At 66.5% G+C, this 20,610-nt stretch carries 17 protein-coding genes; 10 read left to right on the top strand and 7 right to left on the bottom strand.

Annotation, left to right across the window (positions count from 1 at the left end; genetic code table 11):
- Window positions 1–20: 20 nt before the first annotated feature.
- Window positions 21–1,814, bottom strand: coding sequence for a type VII secretion AAA-ATPase EccA (gene eccA / locus EF294_RS11985; RefSeq protein ID WP_123929994.1), 1,794 nt, complete (start codon window positions 1,812–1,814; stop codon window positions 21–23).
- Window positions 1,815–1,955: 141 nt separating this feature from the next.
- On the opposite strand from eccA, the gene purL reads away from it, so the two are divergent.
- Together purL and EF294_RS22460 are read left to right on the top strand one after the other, a co-directional pair.
- Entirely contained in the window at window positions 1,956–4,247 is a 2,292-nt protein-coding gene (purL, locus tag EF294_RS11980; RefSeq protein WP_246007816.1) for a phosphoribosylformylglycinamidine synthase subunit PurL, read from the top strand.
- A 99-nt stretch (window positions 4,248–4,346) separates the two neighbouring features.
- Entirely contained in the window at window positions 4,347–5,195 is an 849-nt protein-coding gene (locus EF294_RS22460; protein ID WP_281276001.1) for a DUF7937 domain-containing protein, read from the top strand.
- Here EF294_RS22460 and EF294_RS11970 read toward each other — a convergent pair.
- The gene (locus EF294_RS11970) at window positions 5,182–6,054 is read right to left on the bottom strand and encodes a glycerophosphodiester phosphodiesterase (RefSeq protein WP_123929990.1); all 873 of its coding nucleotides are present in this window, start codon (window positions 6,052–6,054) and stop codon (window positions 5,182–5,184) included. The two genes, EF294_RS22460 and EF294_RS11970, sit on opposite strands and share 14 nt — an antisense overlap.
- Window positions 6,055–6,127: 73 nt before the next feature.
- Between EF294_RS11970 and EF294_RS11965 the strand changes: the two genes are divergently transcribed.
- From EF294_RS11965 to EF294_RS11955, 3 genes are all read left to right on the top strand, one after another.
- Window positions 6,128–7,225: an NAD(P)H-dependent amine dehydrogenase family protein gene (locus EF294_RS11965; RefSeq protein ID WP_123929987.1), complete on the top strand. Its 1,098-nt coding sequence runs from the start codon at window positions 6,128–6,130 to the stop codon at window positions 7,223–7,225.
- Between the two features lie 99 nt (window positions 7,226–7,324).
- Window positions 7,325–8,665 carry a PepSY-associated TM helix domain-containing protein gene (locus EF294_RS11960; RefSeq protein WP_246007815.1) on the top strand — a complete coding sequence of 447 codons (1,341 nt, stop codon included), beginning with the start codon at window positions 7,325–7,327 and terminating at the stop codon, window positions 8,663–8,665.
- Window positions 8,662–9,039 (top strand): hypothetical protein, encoded by a 378-nt coding sequence (locus EF294_RS11955; protein WP_123929985.1) that lies wholly within the window; start codon window positions 8,662–8,664, stop codon window positions 9,037–9,039. The genes EF294_RS11960 and EF294_RS11955 overlap by 4 nt, the downstream gene beginning before the upstream one ends.
- A 373-nt stretch (window positions 9,040–9,412) precedes the next feature.
- Here the strand turns inward: EF294_RS11955 and EF294_RS11950 are convergent, their stop codons facing one another.
- Window positions 9,413–10,921, bottom strand: coding sequence for a glutamate-cysteine ligase family protein (locus EF294_RS11950; protein WP_123929982.1), 1,509 nt, complete (start codon window positions 10,919–10,921; stop codon window positions 9,413–9,415).
- A 44-nt stretch (window positions 10,922–10,965) separates the two neighbouring features.
- The gene (locus EF294_RS11945; RefSeq protein WP_123930358.1) at window positions 10,966–11,868 is read right to left on the bottom strand and encodes an SGNH/GDSL hydrolase family protein; all 903 of its coding nucleotides are present in this window, start codon (window positions 11,866–11,868) and stop codon (window positions 10,966–10,968) included.
- Window positions 11,869–12,037: 169 nt separating this feature from the next.
- On the opposite strand from EF294_RS11945, the gene EF294_RS11940 reads away from it, so the two are divergent.
- The 3 genes from EF294_RS11940 (at window position 12,038) to purM (ending at window position 15,404) form a co-directional block, all read left to right on the top strand.
- A complete protein-coding gene (locus tag EF294_RS11940) occupies window positions 12,038–12,448 on the top strand; it encodes a sterol carrier family protein (protein WP_123929978.1) in 411 nt (136 codons plus the stop codon).
- A 227-nt stretch (window positions 12,449–12,675) separates the two neighbouring features.
- On the top strand, window positions 12,676–14,259 hold the full coding sequence (purF, locus tag EF294_RS11935; protein ID WP_123929975.1) for an amidophosphoribosyltransferase: 1,584 nt from the start codon (window positions 12,676–12,678) through the stop codon (window positions 14,257–14,259).
- Between the two features lie 23 nt (window positions 14,260–14,282).
- Window positions 14,283–15,404 (top strand): phosphoribosylformylglycinamidine cyclo-ligase, encoded by a 1,122-nt coding sequence (gene purM / locus EF294_RS11930; RefSeq protein ID WP_123929972.1) that lies wholly within the window; start codon window positions 14,283–14,285, stop codon window positions 15,402–15,404.
- Window positions 15,405–15,583: 179 nt separating this feature from the next.
- Here the strand turns inward: purM and EF294_RS11925 are convergent, their stop codons facing one another.
- From EF294_RS11925 to ygfZ, 3 genes are all read right to left on the bottom strand, one after another.
- Window positions 15,584–15,760, bottom strand: coding sequence for a DUF3073 domain-containing protein (locus EF294_RS11925; protein WP_123929970.1), 177 nt, complete (start codon window positions 15,758–15,760; stop codon window positions 15,584–15,586).
- A gap of 190 nt (window positions 15,761–15,950) precedes the next feature.
- Window positions 15,951–16,649: an MOSC domain-containing protein gene (locus EF294_RS11920; RefSeq protein WP_425459423.1), complete on the bottom strand. Its 699-nt coding sequence runs from the start codon at window positions 16,647–16,649 to the stop codon at window positions 15,951–15,953.
- Window positions 16,646–17,857 carry a CAF17-like 4Fe-4S cluster assembly/insertion protein YgfZ gene (ygfZ, locus tag EF294_RS11915; protein WP_123929967.1) on the bottom strand — a complete coding sequence of 404 codons (1,212 nt, stop codon included), beginning with the start codon at window positions 17,855–17,857 and terminating at the stop codon, window positions 16,646–16,648. The genes EF294_RS11920 and ygfZ overlap by 4 nt, the downstream gene beginning before the upstream one ends.
- Before the next feature lie 97 nt (window positions 17,858–17,954).
- Between ygfZ and EF294_RS11910 the strand changes: the two genes are divergently transcribed.
- Both EF294_RS11910 and EF294_RS11905 read left to right on the top strand, forming a co-directional pair.
- Window positions 17,955–18,845, top strand: a complete 891-nt coding sequence (locus tag EF294_RS11910; protein ID WP_123930352.1) for an aminodeoxychorismate lyase — start codon at window positions 17,955–17,957, stop codon at window positions 18,843–18,845.
- Window positions 18,846–19,043: 198 nt separating this feature from the next.
- The gene (locus tag EF294_RS11905) at window positions 19,044–20,609 is read left to right on the top strand and encodes a cytochrome ubiquinol oxidase subunit I (protein ID WP_123929964.1); all 1,566 of its coding nucleotides are present in this window, start codon (window positions 19,044–19,046) and stop codon (window positions 20,607–20,609) included.
- The last annotated feature ends 1 nt before the right edge of the window (window position 20,610 follow it).

The following is a 20,610-nucleotide window of genomic DNA, read 5'->3' as shown; positions in this document are numbered from 1 at the left end:
ACTCATGGGTGACTCGGGGTTCATCGGAGAGTTTTTGCCGATGCCAGCCCCGACAGCACCGAGTTCAGCGCGGCACGCAGGTCGGCGATCTCAATCCGCATCAGTTCGTCGTGGGTGAGGTTCTCCAGATCGCCGCCCGCCGACAGGCGCACCTCACGTTCTTCCTCTGCGGCCTCGATGATGTTGCGGATGAACCGGCCGTTGCCGGCGAGGTCGGTGGCCCGCTGTGTTCCGCCGGGGCCCTGGCGCACATCGTGATATAGCGGTGTGCAGCCCTGCTCGAGCTCGGCCATCGCTTCCGGCGTGAGGATCGAATCCCGTTGCGCGGCCAGGAACTCGCCGATGCGGGCCAGCTCGCTCGGAGTGTAGGACTCGAACCGGACGCGACGGGCGAAGCGCGAGCCCAACCCCTCGTTGGCGGCGAGGAAGCGGTCGATCTCGGCATCGTAGCCGGCGATGATGACCACCAGCCGGTCGCGGTCGTCTTCCATTCGCGCGAGCAGGGTGTCCACGGCCTCCCGACCGAAGGCGTCACCACCGGAAAGGCCTTGTTGGATCAGCGTGTACGCCTCGTCGATGAATAGCACACCGTCCATCGCGGAGTCGATCAGCGTTGACGTCTTGATCGCGGTGGAGCCGAGGTGCTCACCGACCAGGTCACGCCGGGTCGCCTCGACCACCTTGTCGGACTTGATGAATCCGAGCCCGCAGTAGAGCGTGGCGATCACCCGGGCGATCGTTGTCTTACCGGTTCCCGGTGGCCCGGTAAAGGCGAGATGCAGGCTGCGTGCCGACGTCGACAGCCCGCGATCGGCCCGGATCCGGGCCAGTGTCGCCGCCGACTTCAGTTTGGCCACTTGTTCTTTGACCGAATCCAGACCGATCTGCGCGTCGAGTTCCCGTTGCGCACGGGCGACGAGTTCGTCGCTGTCGGCCGCGGCCGGGGCGTCGGTGCGGAGTATCGACGCCGGGTCCCACATGTTGGCCCGCGCCGCGATCTCCTCGGTGCTCGTTACGGTCAGCCGCAGAGTTTGGCTGCGCATCGCGTCGGCGGCCGCGGTGAACGTCGGATCCCGGGAGAATGCCTGCTCGAATGCCGCGCGGGCCTGATCCTCCTGTCCGGTCTCCCGCCGGGCGAGCCCGAGAGCGAACAGCGCCCGGGTCGCGCAGGAGGGGATCGGGCCGTCGATGGCCCGCTGCAGTCGGCGCAGCCCCTCGGTGAACATGCCCAGCTGCACGCACGCGCTGCCGCACATGTAGTCGGCGGCGCTGCCCAGATACTCGTCGGCCCAGGAGTCGGTTCGCCCCAGTGCGGTCAGGACATCGGGCCAGCGCTGCGCCGAGAAGTGCAGCACGCCTGTCATGAACTCGGCGATCGGTGCGTCGCCGGTGATCTGTGACAGGACCTCGGCGGCCCCGGCGAGATCGTGTCCGCGGATGAGGGTGGCGGCGTACGCGGCGACGGCGTGGTCGGCGTCGACGAGTGGATAGTCGATGAACATCCCGGTGTACCAGCGGCCGACGAGAAGTCCCGGCGGCAGCCCGAGACGGCGCTGTTCGCGACCGATCGCATCGCGGTGGCGATACACCGCGAGCAGCGCCTCGTTGACCGCATCGCCCGTACCGATGGCCGCCGGTCCGCACGCGAGACGGCCGATCCAGGCGTCGGCCATGCCCGGGTCCCACTCGCTCGCACGAGTGAAGGCGAGTGCCGCCTGCTGCGGGTTGTCCACCGGATCGGTGCCCTCGACCGCAATACCCATCGACAGCACGCCGAGTTCGAACAGTTGTCGTGCCCTGCCGACGTCGACCATCGAGAACTCCCCCCGCTTCGGACCCTGTGGGGAGCCTAATCGGTGGCGTGCGTCACGGGGAGATGACGTACACCAATACCCTCGCTGCCTGTGGATTGTGTGGACTCACGAGGCTGCGTTGTCCACGTCTATCATGGCCGGGTGAGCGATCAGACTCATGTGGACACCGTCTCCGCAGCCGCCCAGTCCCCCGATCATCCCCAGCCCTACCGTGAACTCGGTCTCAAGGACGACGAGTACGACCGCATCCGCGAGATCCTCGGACGCCGACCCACCGATGCTGAGCTGGCGATGTACTCGGTGATGTGGTCCGAGCATTGCTCGTACAAGTCCTCGAAGGTGCATCTGCGGTACTTCGGGGAGACCACCACCGACGAGATGCGGGCCGGGATGCTCGCCGGGATCGGTGAGAACGCCGGCGTCGTCGACGTGGGCGACGGCTGGGCGGTGACCTTCAAGGTCGAATCGCATAATCACCCGAGTTACGTCGAGCCCTACCAGGGTGCGGCGACCGGCGTCGGCGGCATCGTGCGCGACATCATGGCAATGGGTGCGCGTCCGATCGCGGTGATGGACCAACTGCGCTTTGGCCCTGCCGACGCCCCCGATACCCGGCGGGTCGTCGATGGCGTGGTGCGTGGGGTCGGTGGCTACGGTAATTCGCTGGGCCTGCCGAACGTCGGCGGCGAGACTGTCTTCGACGCCAGCTACGCAGGCAACCCGCTCGTCAACGCGCTGTGTGCAGGTGTGCTGCGCACCGAGGATCTGCACCTGGCGTTCGCCAGCGGCGCGGGCAACAAGATCATCCTGTTCGGTGCGCGTACCGGGCTCGACGGCATCGGCGGTGTGTCGGTGCTGGCGTCGGAGACCTTCGACGATTCGGGGGAGGCCGGGCCGAATCGCAAGAAACTCCCGAGCGTGCAGGTCGGGGACCCGTTCACCGAGAAGGTGCTCATCGAATGCTGCCTGGAGCTCTACCACGCGGGGCTGGTGGTGGGTATCCAAGATCTCGGCGGCGCCGGATTGTCTTGTGCCACCTCAGAATTGGCTGCTGCCGGCGACGGCGGTATGCGGATCGAGCTGGAGAAGGTGCCCATGCGTGCGGTCGGCATGACGCCGGCAGAGGTGCTCTCGAGCGAATCCCAGGAACGCATGTGCGCGGTGGTCACGCCGGAGAATGTGGATGCCTTCCTGGCGGTGTGCCGCAAGTGGGACGTGCTGGCGACGGTCATCGGGGAGGTCACCGACGGCGATCACCTGGAGATCACCTGGAACGGTGAGACCGTCGTCGACGTGCCGCCGCGCACCGTCGCCCACGACGGGCCGGTCTATGAGCGGCCCCTCGCCCGACCGGAGTGGCAGGACGAGGTCATCGCCGACGGCGCCGCGTCACTGGCTCGGCCGTCGACACCGGACGAACTGCGCGGGACCCTGTTGACGATGTTGGCCTCGCCCGCGCTGTGCAGCCGCAAGTTCATCACCGAGCAGTACGACCGGTACGTGCGTGGCAATACCGTGCTCGCCGAGAATGCCGACTCCGGAATGATCCGGATCGACGAGCGCACCGGCCGTGGGATCGCGCTGGCCACCGACGCGTCGGGCCGTTACACCTATCTCGACCCCTATCGCGGCGCGCAACTCGCGCTCGCCGAGGCCTATCGCAACGTCGCCACATCCGGTGCGACGCCGAAGGCCGTCACCAACTGCCTCAACTTCGGGTCACCCGAAGACCCTGCGGTGATGTGGCAGTTCCAGCAAGCGGTTCGCGGTCTGGCCGACGGATGCGCGCAGCTCGGTATCCCCGTGACCGGTGGCAACGTCAGCTTTTACAACCAGACCGGCGCCACGGCGATCCTGCCGACACCGGTGGTCGGCGTGCTAGGCGTGATCGACGACGTCCGGCGCCGCATCCCCACCGGATTCGGCACCGAGCCCGGCGAGACACTCATCCTGCTCGGACGGACCCGGGACGAGTTCGACGGCTCGATCTGGGCGCAGGTCGCCCATGATCACCTCGGGGGAGTGGCGCCGGAGGTCGACCTCGACCACGAGAAGCTGCTCGGCGACATCCTCACCGCCGCGTCCCGCGACGGCCTGGTCTCTGCTGCCCATGACCTCTCCGAGGGTGGGCTGATCCAGACCGTCGTCGAGTCGGCGCTCGCCGGCGAGACCGGCTGCCGGGTGTTGCTGCCCGAGGGTGCCGATCCGTTCGTCTGGCTGTTCTCCGAGTCGACCGGTCGGGTGTTGGTGGCGGTGCCGCGCACCGAGGAGTCGCGTTTCGTTGCGATGCTCGACGCCCGGGGCATGCCGTGGACCCGCATCGGCGTCGTCGATCAGGGCAGCGATTCGGTGAGTGTGCAGGACCAGTTCGAGGTCACCCTCGAGGAACTGCGCACCGCTTACGAGGGAACACTGCCTGCGTTGTTCGGCTGAGTGAGCTGGCCGAGACATACCCGTATGCTCGGGTGATCACTCGTTACGCGGTGTCTGGACGTGAGATCTGGGGCATCGAGGAGAAAGGGCGGCACCTTCATGACCACTCCGCAGGACGACTCGGGATCACAGCCGTATGGCCAACAGTCGCAGCCGTATGGCCAACAGTCACAGCCGTATGGCCAACAGTCGCAGCCGTATGACCAACAGTTGTACGGTCAACAGCCCAACCCGGGTGCGACGTCAGGATCGTCTCCGTGGGACCAGAAGACGGTGTACGGCGGCGTCGGGCAGTCTCCTGCGGCCGGATCATCCGAGTACGGTCAGCCTGGCGGCCCGTATGGCCAGCCTGCATACGGGCAGCAGCCGACCTATGGGCAGCAGCCTGCGTATGGGCAGCAACCCGCATATGGGCAGCAACCGGTGTGGGGGCAACCCGCAGGAGCCGGCGTTCCCTATCCCCAGAACCCGTACGGCGATCCGTACACGCCCAAGCCCTCGGGTGGCACCGCGATCGCTGCGGCCGTCCTGAGCTTCCTCGGAGGTGTCTCGGCGATTGTCGGGATCATCGCTGCGATCGCCGTCATCGCCGCCATCTCAGCGCTGACGACCGAGGTGGATCAGATCCCCGGGTGGTACACCGGCATCCTTGTGATGCAGCTGATCGTCGATGTGGTGCTCGCCGTGCTGTTGATCTGGGGTGGCGTCGCGGTGTTGCGGCACAAGATGATCGGCCGGATTCTGATCGCCGCGGGGTGTGGCGTGACGATCGTGTTCGGCATCATCGGGGCGATAGCGGGCCTGGCTGTCGAGTCTGCGTTGAGTCAGAACGGCGTCAGCGGTGGCTTCGGAGGCGGCGTTCTCAGCTTCGTCGGTCTGATCTTCCCGATCGGCACGGCGATCCTCGTGATGCTGCCGTCCACCGCAGAGTGGATCAAGGCCGGCTGACGCCCGAACCCCCTGTCGCCGAACCGAACCGCTGGGCCACGCCGTGGGGGTCGTCGGTAGTGATCGCATCGGCGCGCAACTCAAGAGCGCGGTCGATGGCGGGGTCGTCGGCCCGGCCGAAGGTGTAGATGTCGATCTCGCGTCCGGCGGCGTGGAACGCTGCGACGAGGTCGGTGCCCCGATCGGCGACGGTCAGCACGAGCCGTCGGTCGAGGTAGATCACCTCGGCCCGAGGGGAAGCGGCGACCGCATGGTCGACGAAACGCCGATAGGTGCGCCACCTGCGTACCCGGTCGACCGCGCCGTGATGACAGGGGTCGAACCCTACACGCAGGCGCGGTACCGCATCGGTGAGGATGCGTACCGCATCGGCATCGCCGCACGAGAGAATCGCGTGTTCGGCGAACGGTGTAACCGCCCCGACGAAGGCCCGCACGATCGACTCGTCGAGGTCGCGCGCGGACTGCTTGAGATCCAACTGCAGCAGCGCCTTCGGGTGAATGTCGGTGAGCAGACCGCCCAGTTCGTCGAGCAGCGTCACCGGTTCGTCGATCCGATGACCGTCGTTGTCGCGCAGGGACAATGATCGCAGGTAATCGGCAGGGGCTTCGGCGACGTCGCCGAAGCCCGTCGTCGTGCCGGCCAGATCGCGGTCGTGCAGGATCGCGAAGCCGCGCGCCGCGGATGAGCCGGACCCGTGGATCACCAGGTCGACCTCTACGCTCGCGCCGACGGCCATCCCCTCCACGATTCTGCTGCGCGTGAAGGGCGGGTCGTCGGCGCGTTTGCGTGCGCGATGCCATTTCAGTCGGGTTCGGTGGCCGTTGGATGTCACGGCGATCGGTTCAGCGGTACTCATCGTCGGCGCACTCTACCGTTGACAGTCGGCCAAAACGTGTCCGACAAAGTGAAACGTGTTCTAGGTTTGGCTCGTGACGTTACGAGTGGTGGAGTGGTCGACCGGGGCCGTCGGTCGACGTGCGATTGCCGGGATCGACGCCCATCCCGACCTCGAACTGGCCGGGGTGTGGGTCTCGGACCCGGCGAAGGTGGGTAAGGATGCGGGCGAACTCGCGGGTCTCGGCCGGGACCTCGGTGTACTCGCGACCGACGACCGGGCCGCACTGCTCGCGCTGGCGCCCGATGCCATTGTGCACACCGCGATGACCGACGACCGTATCTTCGAGGCGATCGACGATCTCATCTCCTTCGTCGAGGCGGGGGTCAACGTGGTCTCGAGCGGGCCGGTGGTGCTGCAGTTCCCCCAGGGCATTCTCGATCAGAAGCTCCTCGATCGCATCGCTGCCGCGGGCGCAGCGGGTGGGGCCAGCCTGCACGTCAATGGCATCGACCCGGGATTCGCGAATGATGTGCTGGCGCTGTCGATGACGAGCCTGTCGCAACGGATCGACGAGGTGCGATGCCTCGAGATCGCCGACTACTCGACGTACTACCAACCGGTGGTCATGCGTGACATCTTCGGTTTCGGGCAGCCGATGGACGCCACTCCGCTGCTCCTGTTGCCGGGTGTGCTCGCGATGGGGTGGGGCAGTGTCGTCCGCCAGCTCGCCGCCGGACTCGGACTCACGCTCGACGAGCCGCTCATCGAACGACATGAGCGCATCGTGGCCGGTCGCGACTACTCGACCGTGTCGGTGGAGATTCCCGCGGGAACCATGGCCGCACTGCATTTCGAGGTCGTCGGCCAGGTCGCCGGAGTTGACCGCATTGTGCTCGAGCATTACACCCGCACTCACCCCGAGCAGTGTCCGCAGTGGCCGAGTCCCGTCGACGGTGATGGCTGCTACCGCGTCACCATCTCCGGTGAGCCACAGATGTCGGTGGAGTTGGCCCACCACGGTGAGAACGGCGATCACAACGTGTCGGGGATGATCGTGACCGCAATGAGATTGGTGAATTCGGTTGCCGCGGTCGTTGATGCGCAACCGGGCCTGGTGACGGCACTCGATCTGCCGCTCATTACCGGAGCCGGACTGGTGTCGCGCTGGGATGCGGGTTTCGCCCGTTGACTGCGCATGGAGGTATTGCTGCACGACAGCGCAGTGGGTGATGCATCGGAGAAGACGGACTGCTCCATTTCAGGTTTGGTTATGCTAACCTTCCCTACCGTGATTACGGAACAGGTTGCCGGCTCATCGGCCGAACGTGTCAGGGCATCGGCGAACCGTCGGCGAACCTCGAAGAAGCCGGTGCGACGTGCGCTGATCGTGACGCACAGGTGGAGTTCGATCGCTCTGGGTCTGTTTCTGGTGATCGTCTGCACCAGCGGCGCGATCCTGGTGTACGAGCCAGAACTGGTGCGCGTCACCAACTCCTCGCTGTTCACCACCACTGACACCGGGCGCCAGGTGAGTTTTGCCGATGCGGTGTCGGCCGTCCACGCAGCCGACTCGGATTTCGATGCCCGGTACCTGTCACTCAAGGACGGTGTGTACTTCATCAGTTCCGCCGAAACGGCCGCGGGCACCTGGGCCGTGGATGCCGGTACCGGAAAGGTCAACGGCCACGGCGATATTGACGGAGGATTTCTGGGTTTCCTCGTCAACTTGCATGACTGTGGCCTGACCTGTGAGGGCTATCCTGGGTATGTCTCATGGTTGGCCAAGCCCTCGGTGGTCGCCGGGTGGGGGTGGTTCACCGCCGATATGAATTGGGGTGCACTACTTCTCGGCCTCGGTGGACTACTGCTGGTCTTTCTCGCCATCTCCGGCATCGTCATCTGGTACCCAGGGCTGCGCCGCTGGCGCAACGGCTTACGGGTGCGCGTCGGCAAGGGGCGGTTCGCGAGGGACGCCGACCTGCACAACGTGATCGGTGTCGTGGCTGCGATCCCGCTGCTCATCTGGGGGCTGACCGGGATGAACTTCGAGATCCCAGGCGTCGCCAAGGTGTGGTACGCCGCCACCGGAGGTGTCGCGCCGGCCGCCGACGCGTATACGATGCCGACCTCGGAGGCGACCGGACCTCTGATCTCCCTCGACCAGGCAATTGCCGCCGCGCAGGGCCATTACCCGGGCTCGCGCGCCACCTGGGTGGGAATGCCGTCGGAGGGTTCGGAATACTACTCGGTGGATCTGCTTGTCGGAGGGCCTGATCTGTGGTCGGGGAGCGCGACCTACCACGGCAACCGAGAGCTGGGGATCGATGGCCACGACCCGTCGGTGATCAAGGAGTTCTCCGGGCCGCCGGCGACGGTGTCCAACACGATCGCCGACGACTGGGCGCAGCCGACCCTGCACTACGGGGTGTCGGTCAACGGCTGGTGGCGGGCGCTGTGGTTCATCTTCGGGATGACGCCGCTGCTGCTGATGATCACCGGACTCAGTACCTGGCAGATCCGGAACCGCAACGCGCGGCGCAGGCGTCGTCGCGCCCGCGACCGAGCGGCCGCTGCACCCGAGACCTCCGCCGGCTCGACGAGCGTCGCAGCCGCAACCGTCGCCGAATGAATCCCTCGGTGGCATTGCTGCTCTGCGCCGTCTGCGTAGGGACGGCGCTGTGGTCGCTCCTGGGCGTGACCGCCGTGCCGTCACTGGCGTGGCCGACGCGAGTCACCGTGATTGTCGCAGTCGCTGTGATCGCTTGGACCGCAGGCGGTCTCGTGGCGTGGATGATCGGCGTCGACGCCCCGGCGCGACCCGGCGTGTTCCTCGGTTACGCGGCTACGGCTGTCGGTCTCGCGGTAGTCGGCCTACCAGCTGCGACGACCCTCGGTCGCCCTGGCGCCGCCGTCGTCCGGGCGGTTGTCCTCGTGCTGTTGGCTTTCGTGTGTTGGCGAGCCGAATCCGTCTGGCTGATCGGGAGGCCCGGGATACCTGGCTGACCCCAACGGATTCCATATGACAACCTTCGAACACCGCGTGCCATCCCGATAACCCGGGTGCCGGCCCCGGGAACCACACCACCGGGATTCACTCGGACGGACCGCGGGCCCGACGATGCTGGTGGCGCACAACCGCCACCGGACTCGCCGATCAACACCCGCGGCGACCGCGGACTTCAGGCCCATCGGGAGTGCTCGGTCGATGTTCGGAAACCGGCAGCTGCACAACAGGTCTCGAGGACAGTCGCTGACGCGCCTCGGCACCGCGACCGCCCGGAGCAGGGGCGCCGCCGGTTGTTCGACCATCGCGATATGAACGGCTCGTTGCTCTCTAGCGCCGGCGACGAGGCCCGAGACCCCCGACAGCCGCTGCTCACAGGGTCCAGGAGTGCACCGGCTCGCCCTCGTGCATACGGGTGACGTAGTCGGCCAGCATGCCGCGCAGGGCGGTGGTGCGGTCCTCACCGGCCGCCTCACGTGTGGCGACCGCCCGACGCTGCCAGACCGAGCCGGTTTGTCTGGTGACGCAGCGGCCTTCGATGACCGACAGGTAGCGGGCGCGCGCCTTGGGCGAGACGCCGAATGCGCGGAGGCCGTCGTCGGCAAGGGGGAGTAGTCGGCGTAGCGTGAGCTCGTCAGGGTGCACCCATCCGATGTCGGGCCAATACAGTTGGGAATCAAGGCCTCTGCGGGCACCCGCATGTAGATTCTCGGCGGCGGCATTGAACGACATCTGCGACCACAGCGGCCGGTCGGCCTCCACGAGACCGCGGACCACCCCGTAATAGAACGCGGCATTGGCCATGGTGTCGACGACGGTCGGCCCGGCGGGCAGCACACGGTTCTCCACCCGCACATGGGCCTGACCGTCGACGACGTCGTAGACCGGCCGATTCCACCGGTACACGGTGCCGTTGTGCAGACGCAGTTCCTCGAGCGCGGGGATGCGCCCGGCGTCGAGTTCGGCGAGCGGATCGACCTCCGTCGACACTGGCAACAGTGCCGGAAAATAGCGGGTGTTTTCTTCGAACAGATCGAAGATCGTGTTGATCCATCGCTCCCCGAACCACACTCGAGGTCGCACGCCCTGGTTCTTCAGTTCCAGCGGTCGGGTGTCGGTCGCCTGCTCGAAGACCGGGATGCGACTCTCGTGCCACAGCGCGGTCTCCGCGAGGAACGGTGCGTTGCCGGCCAGCGCGACCTGCACCCCGGCGATCGCCTGCGCGGCATTCCAATGTGCGGCAAAATCTTCGGGCGCCACCCGCAGATGGAGTTGCAGCGACGTGCATGCCGCCTCGGGTAGGATGGAATCGGTTGCGGTGTGCAGTCTTTCGCTGACGTGATACTCGCCGAGCGGGACGCCGGCAATGTCGATCTCGATGTCCTCGCCGCGGGCGGCGAAAATCTGCTGATTCAGCAGGTCGTAACGCGGATTCGCCGAGATCCATTGATGTGCAAAGTGCTCGGTTCGCAGGGTGGGCAGCGTTCCGATCATGACGAGGTGCGTACCGACGCGGGTCGCCTGTTGCTCGGCGCGATTGAGCGAGGTGCGCAGCCGTTGTTCGAGAGACATCGTGTCGTTGTCGACAAAAGGCCGAGGGGAGACGTTGATCTCGATGTTGAACTGGCCGAGTTCGGTTTGATAGTCGGGGTCGGCGATGGCGTCGAGTACCTCGGCGTTGGCCATGGCCGGGTTCATCTCGTCGTCGACGAGATTGAGCTCGACCTCCATGCCGAGCAACGGCTCGGGCGGAGCGCCGTGGTCGGTGAACAAGCCGTCGGCGAGCATTCGGGCGATCGCCTCGGTGCCCCGGCTGACCTGCTTGCGAAAACGCACCCGGTCGGCGCCGGAGAACTGCTGGGTGCTGACATCGGTGCCCATGGTCCAATCCTGCCCGGTCTGTCCAGGTTAGGGGCGCGATCAGCTCAGGGCGCTCCAGGAAGGGCTGCCATGACCTGATCGGCCATCGCGTGTTGGCCGCGTGTGTTGGCGTGCATCGCCGGGAAGTTGGTCGCACCCAGCGGCGGCTCGACCCATCGCCGATCACCCGCACAGGCGTCGTGTCCTGCGGACGCCTTTGTCATGTCGACGAAGGTCGCATGCGTCGTCGCCGCGGCACGGCGCAGGGCGTCGTTGAGGGCGGCGAAGGCCCGGTGCAGGTACTCGGTGTCGGCGGGCGTGGTGAGCAGCGCTGCCGAGCAGACCGGGGAGCCCACGGCCGGGAAGATCTGCGGATATCCGACGAGCACGACGCGGGCATTCGGGGCGGCGCGTTCGATGCGGCGCAACGCGTTCACGAGGTCGGGGTAGGTCGATGTGGTGATCTTGTCGACCAACGAGGTGCCGAAAGCATCGCGGCACGGGGCGGCCGACAACGGCGAGGACAGCCAGGCCTGCTGGCATGCCGACGTCGAGTCGCTGAACAGCCCGTTGTTGTTCGCGCCGATCGTCAGGGTGATCAATTGGGTCGCCGGTCCCACCGCGTTGATCTGCGGTCCCTGCCACCGGTACTGCGACTGGGTCAGGTCGGCGGTCGTCGCGCCGGCGCAGCTGACGTCGGCGACGTTCATCCCACGTCGCTTGGCGACGAGGTGGGAGTAGTTGACGCTCGAGTTCGAGCAGAAGATGGCCGCACTGGTGGCCTGGGGAAACACCGAAGCGCCTGCGCTGTAGCTGTCACCTAGATTCACGTACGGGTATCCGTCGGCCGCCTGCGCCCCGCCGGCCTGGGTGAGTCCGCCGAGGAGTGCGACGGCAGTGGCCGCCGCGGTCAGCATGGTTCGGATGCCGAGGCGTCGGCGGTGGCTGCGGCCGTACGTCAATGGCATTCGGTCACTCCAGATCGTGGTGCTCATGTTACTGACGTTGCTAGTGTGACAAATAGTACTGATGATGTCGCTGGGTTTGTGCGGAGCGTTACCGGAATGGGTCCTGATTGCCCGCCGCGTGCCCGAACGATCCCGCCGCGAGGCGGCGTGAATCGACTCCCGAGGCATCATGGGCGGCGTGCCCGCTCGAAAACCCATCGATCCTACCGACACTCGCGCAGCGGTTCTCGCTGTTGTCGAGTGGTTGCGTGATGAGCAACTGCCCGCGCCTGCACGGCCCACGCTCGCGGCCGCGGTCCGGCTGACCGCGCGCACGCTCGAGGACATCGCACCGGGGAACTCCGTCGAGGTCCGAGTGCCACCGTACGTGGCCGTCCAATGCATCGAGGGTCCGCGGCATACGCGGGGGACTCCGCCGAACGTCGTGGAGACCGACGCGCGCACCTGGTTGAGCCTGGTGGTGGGGGATGCGCGATTCGCCGACGCCGTCGAGTCCGGTGTGGTCGCGGCGTCGGGCTCCCGCGCGGGCGAGGTTGCGCAATGGCTGCCCCTGGTGCCGGTGCCCCGCTCCGTCCTATGACCCTGCTCACCCCGACGGAATATCGTCGCGCGCGTCGTCGCTGCACGGTTGGCATCGGGGCAGTACCGATCGGTAGACTCGGTAGGGTCTCCAGCCCATTGCCGCGTTGGCTTCCGCACGGCCGGTCTCGCCCGTGATCGGATCACCATCGTGACCCGACATCTCATCCGGCCGTGGTGTCCGCGTCCGAATGTGCAGACCAGAGCCCAGCCCCAGGGAGATCGTCGATGACCGAAGAGTCGATAGCCGGCCACAACCTCCTGGCCCCCATGCCGCGGGAATGTTCCCCGAGCCGACCGATCGACGAACCTGAGAACGAGCCGCGCGAGGAGTGCGGCGTTTTTGGTGTCTGGGCCCCTGGTGAGGACGTTGCGAAGCTCTCGTACTACGGCCTCTACGCCCTGCAACACCGTGGTCAGGAGGCCGCCGGGATCGCCGTCGGCGACGGCTCGCAGGTACTGGTCTTCAAAGATCTCGGCCTCGTCAGCCAGGTGTTCGACGAGCAGACGCTGGCGTCGATGGTCGGCCACGTCGCGATCGGCCATTGCCGCTACTCGACGACCGGATCGACCACCTGGGAGAATTCCCAGCCCATCTTCCGCACCACCGACGCCGGGACGGGGGTTGCGCTGGGCCACAACGGCAATCTGGTCAACACCGCGGAGCTCGCGGCGCGCGCGCGTGAGGTCGGTATCAAGAGCACCGCGGCGACCTCGGATTCCGATGTCGTCGGGGCGCTGCTGGCCCATGGAGCGGCCGACAGCAGCATCGAGCAGGCGGCCATGGAGTTGCTCCCCACCTTGCGCGGTGCGTTCTGCCTGACTTTCATGGACGAGCACACCCTGTACGCGGCGCGCGACCCGCACGGCGTCCGCCCGCTGTGCCTGGGCCGCCTCGATCGAGGGTGGGTCGTCGCCTCGGAGACCGCGGCCCTCGACATCGTCGGTGCGTCGTTCGTGCGTGACATCGAACCCGGTGAGCTGCTCGCCATCGATGCCGACGGCGTGCGCAGTTCCCGTTTCGTCGAGCCGACGCCCCGCGGCTGCGTCTTCGAATACGTCTATCTGGCCCGCCCGGACAGCGTCATCCACGGCCGGTCGGTGCATTCGACGCGTGTCGACATCGGGCGGCGGCTGGCCCGCGAGTTCCCGGCGGTCGGCGACCTGGTGATCCCGGTGCCCGAGTCGGGCACGCCTGCGGCCGTCGGGTTCGCCCAGGAGTCGGGGATTCCCTACGGTCAGGGACTGATGAAGAACGCCTACGTCGGCCGTACCTTCATTCAGCCGTCGCAAACCATTCGTCAGCTCGGTATCCGTCTCAAGCTGAACCCGCTCAAAGAGGTCATCCGTGGCAAACGTCTTGTTGTCGTTGATGATTCGATCGTGCGTGGTAACACCCAACGCGCATTGATCCGGATGCTACGGGAGGCGGGCGCGGCCGAGGTGCACGTCCGTATCGCGTCGAGTCCGGTGCGCTGGCCCTGCTTCTACGGCATCGATTTCGCCTCGCCCGCGGAATTGATCGCCAACGGCATGGAGTCCGAGGAGCACATGGTCGAGGGCGTCCGGCAGGCGATCGGTGCAGATTCGCTCGGCTACATCAGTACCGAGGAGATGATCGCGGCGACGCATCAGGAGCCGTCGGCGCTGTGTGCGGCATGCTTCGACGGGAACTATCCGATCGAACTGCCCAAGGAGTCGTCGCTGGGCAAGGCGGTGCTCGAGCAGATGCTCGCCAACGCCGCCGACGACGCCCGGATCGACCCATTGACCGCTCCCAATGACAACGTCAGCGCCGTGATGCGGCCCTGAAGCACTCGGGTAGCGTGTCTCCCGTGAGCGAACAGGATGCGGCTGACGAGAAGTCCACTTCCCCTTCTGCGGATTTTCCTTCTGGCGGCCTGTCGTACGCGGAGGCCGGGGTCGATATCGACGCCGGTGATCGCGCTGTCGAGCTGATCGGTCCGCACGCCAAACGCGCTACCCGTCCGGAGGTTCTCGGCGGCCTCGGCGGATTCTCCGGATTGTTCGCCCTCAAGGGCAACTACCGCGAGCCGGTACTCGCCGCGGCGAGCGACGGCGTCGGCACCAAACTCGCGGTCGCGCAAGCGATCGGCAAACACGACACCGTCGGCCAGGACCTGGTGGCCATGTGCGTCGACGACCTCGTGGTGTGCGGCGCCGAACCGCTGTTCCTGCAGGACTACATCGCCATCGGCAAGGTGGTCCCGGAGACTGTCGCCGAGATCGTCGCCGGCATCGCCGACGGTTGCGTGATCGCCGGCTGCGCACTGCTCGGTGGCGAGACCGCAGAACATCCCGGTCTCATGCGCGACGACCACTACGACCTCTCGGCGACCGCGGTCGGTGTGGTCGAGGCCGACCAGGTGCTCTCGCCGGATCGGGTCCGCGCCGGCGACTCGGTGATCGCACTGGGTTCATCGGGCCTGCACTCCAACGGATATTCACTGGCGCGCAAGGTCCTTCTCGACTGGGGCCACATGGATCTCGGCGGCGATGTCGAGGAATTCGGCCGCACCCTTGGTGAGGAACTCCTCGAACCGACACGCATCTACGCACGCGATTGCCTCGCGCTGGCGGCCGAGGCCGACGTTCGGACGTTCGCCCACATCACCGGTGGCGGGCTCGCTGAAAACCTGGCTCGGGTCATCCCGTCGGGGCTTGTGGCCGAACTCGAACGCAATACCTGGACTCCCGCACCGATTTTCGCGATGATCGCCCAGCGTGGTCGCGTCGAGCAGGCCGAGATGGAACGTACCTTCAACATGGGTGTCGGCATGGTGGCCGTGGTGGCGCCCGAGGACACCGATCGCGCCCAGGCGGTACTGACCGCGCGCCACGTCGACAATTGGGTGCTCGGCACCATCAAGCGCAATCCCGAGGCCAAGGGTGGATTGGGGCGCGTGAACCTCGTCGGCGATCACCCACGCTTCTGACCAGCTACTGACCCGACCGGGGACACGCCGAGAAACCAACGATCACCGGTTCGCTCGCCGAACGCATTATGAAAGATGCGTTCGATGAATGAACCGGTGATCACCTGTGGTGGCGCTACCGTGACGACGACGCCGGGGCGGTCGGCGTCAAGGGGCGAGCGAAATGAGGGCGTTCGCGATCAGGCGCGACGCCACTCGTCCTCTTCACGCCACTCGTCCACCGGATCCGGGCGGTCTGCCGAATCCGCCGAACCCGACAACTCGCGCTGCAAGCTGTCGAAATCGGTGTGGGGAGTGGAGTACTTCAGCTGACGAGCAACCTTCGTCTGCTTTGCTTTAGCCCGGCCGCGGCCCATATGGGACCCCCTCGCACAATGACGGGGCGGCCAAACTGGTGGCGGCCCCGTTCTCTCGGTAGTTGAGTATCTCGTGGGCACCAGTTTAGCGCGCGTTTCGCGATTACGCGGATTGCCCCGGCAATGGCACGCCGACCAGGTGTGATGGGGTGTTGCCCGGGGTCTTCCCGTGTGATCGAGTCGGTGGCCGTCAAGCCTTCGCAACCCGGGCGAGATGACGACTCGCCTCGCGACGAACCTTCGCGGGCAGGTTGTCGGCGGCCAGCAGGGCTTGTAGGGGCTCGGCGTCGGTGCCGGTCAGCAGATCGCGGACGGTGACTCCGTGGTCCGGGCGCGCCACAACACGGATCTCGTCGCCGGCGCCAATACTCCCGGCCGTGAGAACCCGCAGGTAGGTGCCCACGTCGCCCTGCTGCATGAACCGTTTGACCCACTGGGGCTCGCCCGCCCACGCTGCGAAGGTCCGGCATGGGGTCCGGGGGATGGTGGTCTCCAGCAGGACGCCGGTCGACGGGTCGTCCCGTGGCCCCACCCACCAGTGTTCGCCGACGAGTGCATCGGTGACGGGCAGACCGTCGACGCGCAGATTCTCCCCGAACCAGCCGTAGGGCAGGTCGCGGCCGAGTTCGTCGGCCCAGCGGCTCGCCTCGCGGTCGTCGTAGGCGTAGACGGCCTGGTCGTGGCCCCCGTGGTGTTTCGTGTCACGGACGTGGTCGGTCAGCAGGCCGAGCTCGCCGACCTGCGCCCGACCGTCCAGCGGACGCTTGTCGATGGCGCTGATGCCCGCCCGGCCGAGGTCGACGTCGGCGTGGACTGCGCAGACCGCCAGAACTCGTCCGGGGTGTGCGTGACCGGTGTGTCCCGACTCCGGCGGTGTCACCGTCGTCACGCCCGTCCGCGGAGGCGTTCGACGGCCGCCCGGCCCGCCTGCACCCGATCGTCGGCATCCACGGAGTCGGGATCGACCCGGGCGGCCATCGGAGGTTCGTCGGCGTCTCCACTCACGAGCAACTCGACGTCGGGGCCGATACCGCGCTTGAGTAGCCCGAGGGCGATGGGGCCGAGGTCGAAGTGATCGACGGCGGTGCCGAGGCGGCCAACAGTGCGCCCACCGGCGGTGATCGGTGTACCGGGCGGCGGACGGTAATCGGAGCTGCCGTCGAGGTGAAGCAGCACGAGTTGCCGTGGTGGCTTGCCGAGATTGTGCACGCGAGCGACGGTCTCCTGACCGCGGTAACAGCCTTTGTCGAGGTGGACGGCGCCGAAACGCTCCGGGCCGCCGATCCATCCCGCCTCGTGGGGGATGGTGCGTTCGTCGGTGTCGACGCCGAGGCGAGGACGCAGGGCGGCGACGCGCAGCGCGTCGAAGGCCCAACTGCCTGCCATCCGTGCGCCGGCTTCGGTGAGCCGTTCGGTCCAGCGCAGCAGTAGGGGCTCCGGTATGAGGAGGTCGACCATCGGCAGCGAGGTGTCGGCGTGCGGTCCCTCCGACAGCGGTGGCATCATCCGCCAGAAGCCGAGCGGCTCGTCCTCGTGATGGGATTCGGGTAGGTCGCCCGCCTGATAGGGGGCGGCGTCCGGATTGATCTCGAGGAGGTCGGCGATCGGTCCGCGCACCGCGTCGGGGCCGATGAGGGTGACGACCTTGACGTCGGTGCGTGCCGCGGGCTGCACCTTGGCCCAGAAGACCATCCTGGTGAGAAACGTCAGCAGGGCGTCGCCGCGTGCGGCCTCGGTGTCGATCCAGGTGACCTCGTCGACGTCGGTGAGCACGAAGTGGTCCTCGACCCGCCCGTTGGCATCGAGCGACAGCGCCTCGGCGCTCGACCGGTCACCGAGGTCGCTCACCTGCTGCGAGCAGATCGTGTTCAGCCAGGTGAGGCGTTCGGGGCCGGGGAGTTCGAGAACCGCGCGGTCGGTGCGGTCGATGATTGCCGCGCCGCGGACCGCCGCCCGCTGCTCGCCGAGAGGATCGCCGTAATGCCAGGCGACCTCGGTGCTGTGCGGATCTGCTGCGGTGTGTGGGGTGGTGAGAGTCTCGGGAGCGGCGACCGCGCCCTGGCTGGAATACCTGGTCAGGATGGGTGAGCGGCTCACGGGTCGAGTCTACGCGGCGGGTCGATAGGGTGGCGGCATGTCCCAGCCCGTCAAGTCCCAGCCCGTCAAGTCCGAGCCCGTCAAGTCCCAGCCTGACATTTCGCAGTCCGTCCTGGTGTCCCTCGACGGCACCGTCCTCGATCCCGAGGTCCCGTTTCTGCATGCCGACGATCTGGCCGCGGTGCGGGGTGACGGGATCTTCGAGACGCTGCTGATCCGCGACGGGCGGGCGCGGTGCGTCACCTTGCATCTGCAACGACTGGCCCGCTCCGCGGAGATGCTCGATCTGCCCGAGCCTGATGCCCAGGCATGGCGTTCGGCGATCGAGGTCGCGACGCGCACCTGGGTCGACCGTAACGGTGAGTATGCCGAGGGTCTTCTACGCCTTGTCTATTCGCGTGGGCGGGAAGCTCGTCCGGCAGGCGCAGGTGCCGAGTCCGGCGCGCCGACGGCGTATCTCACGGTGGGTCCGGTCGCCGAGCGGGTTGTCGAGGTCAGGGCGAACGGGGTCTCGGTGATCACCCTGGACCGCGGCTATTCGATCGATGTCGCCGACGCCGCCCCATGGCAGTTGCTCGGTGCCAAGACGCTCAGCTATGCGACCAACATGGCCGCGCTGCGTCATGCCGCCGACAACGGTTACGACGACGTGATCTACGTCAGCAGCGAGGGTGCGATTCTGGAGGGTCCGCGCTCGACGGTCGTCGCTGTGATGGGAAAGACACTCGTCACGCCGCCGGCCGAAACCGGCATCCTGCCCGGCACCACCCAGGTGGCGACGTTCGCGTTGGCGGCGCACGAAGGCTGGCAGACCGAGACCAGGGTGCTGCGACCGGCAGACCTTCTCGAGGCCGATTCGGTATGGCTGATCAGCAGCGTCACCCTCGCCGCGCGGGTGACTGCGCTCAACGGACACCCCCTGCCTGCGACGGAAACGTGCCAGGACTTTATCGATGTGGTCGACCGCGCTATTTCCGCTGACGAATAGTCGCCGGTGTCTGCGGGCTCTCGCGGCGGCCTCAGCGAGATGCAGCCCACAAGCGAGCGCGGGTGGATAGGACCTTTGGCGCTTGTTCGCGTGACTGGCCAGGCGTAGCGTCACCGGTGTGGTTACTACGTTGTGTAGTAGCCAGCTTTCGTACCGCGTCTCGAAGCCCGAGATGCGACCACGTGATTCGAGGCGACGTTGAACGCTCTGGATTTGTCCCGATGGCAATTCGGTATCACGACCGTGTACCACTTCCTGTTCGTCCCGTTGACCATCGGCCTCGCGCCGATGGTGGCGGTCATGCAGACGGTCTGGCACACGACCGGAAACGAGCAGTGGTTACGGGCCACGAAATTCTTCGGGAAACTGTTCCTGATCAATTTCGCCCTCGGCGTGGCCACCGGCATCGTGCAGGAGTTCCAATTCGGAATGAACTGGAGCGAGTACAGCCGGTACGTCGCCGATGTGTTCGGAGCGCCGCTGGCCCTCGAGGGATTGATCGCCTTCTTCCTCGAATCGACCTTCCTGGGACTGTGGATCTTCGGCTGGTCGCGTTTGCCGCGTCGAGTGCATCTGGCCACCATCTGGCTGGTCGCGATCGGCGTGACCGCATCGGCATACTTCATCATCGCCGCGAACTCGTGGATGCAGCACCCGGTGGGCGTGACCTGGGATGAAGCCCGTAACCGCCCGGTCATGAACAACTTCTGGGCGGTCATCACCAACAACACGACCCTCGCGGCGTTCCCGCACGTGATCGCCGGTGCGTGGCTGACCGCGGCCACCTTCGTCGGCGGCATCGGTATCTGGTGGATGTCACGAAACACGTGGCGTGCCAAGAGGTTGCGCGTGGCCATCGACACCGGCGACACGAGTGGGATGCCCAAGACCACCTCGCCGAGCCACATCGATGCCACCCCTGAGGATCTCGAGCGCGACGCCCATCGCCTGTGGCGTCCGGTGACCCGGTTCGCGTGCTGGGCGGCCATCGTCGCCGGTGTGCTGTTGTTCCTCACTGGCGATTTCCAGGCGCAAATCATGTTCAAGCAGCAGCCGACGAAGATGGCGTCGGCGGAATCACTGTGCAACACCCAGGAGAATGCCGGTTTCTCGGTGCTCTCGATCGGGCGGCAGAACAATTGCGCCGACATCGACCACGTCATCGAGATCCCGGGCATGCTGTCTTTCCTGGCCACGCATCGCTTCGGTGAAACATTGCAGGGCGTGAATCAGTTGCAGGCGCAATATCAGGAAGCGCTGAACATGCCGGGCCAGAACTTCGCCCCCAATCTGTTCGTCACCTACTGGGGTTTCCGCGCGATGATCACCTGGGCGCTCGGATCGGTCGTGGTGGCCTTCGGTGGACTGTGGTTCACCCGACGAAAGAAGGTGGTCGAATCCAGACGCCTGGGCCTGTTGGCCCTCTGGATGATCCCGACCCCGTTCCTGGCCAACGCATCCGGCTGGATCTTCACCGAGATGGGCCGCCAGCCGTGGGTGGTGGCACCCAACTGGGAGAACAACCTCGACCCGCTGCGCATACACATGCTCGTGTCCGATGGCGTCTCCAACCACACGCCACCGATCCTGTGGGTCACCATGATCGGTTTCACGCTGCTCTACGGCGGACTGGGTGTGGTGTGGTTCCTCCTGCAGCGGCGCTACGCCATCGAAGGGCCCGCAGCGTATGACCACATCGCTCCGGAGGTGGAGTCCGACGACTCCGATTCCGAGGAGCCCACACAGCTTTCGTTCGCGTACTGAG

Source organism: Gordonia oryzae (assembly GCF_003797185.1).
Classification (GTDB): domain Bacteria; phylum Actinomycetota; class Actinomycetes; order Mycobacteriales; family Mycobacteriaceae; genus Gordonia; species Gordonia oryzae.
This window is presented reverse-complemented; position numbering and strand designations above follow the sequence as displayed.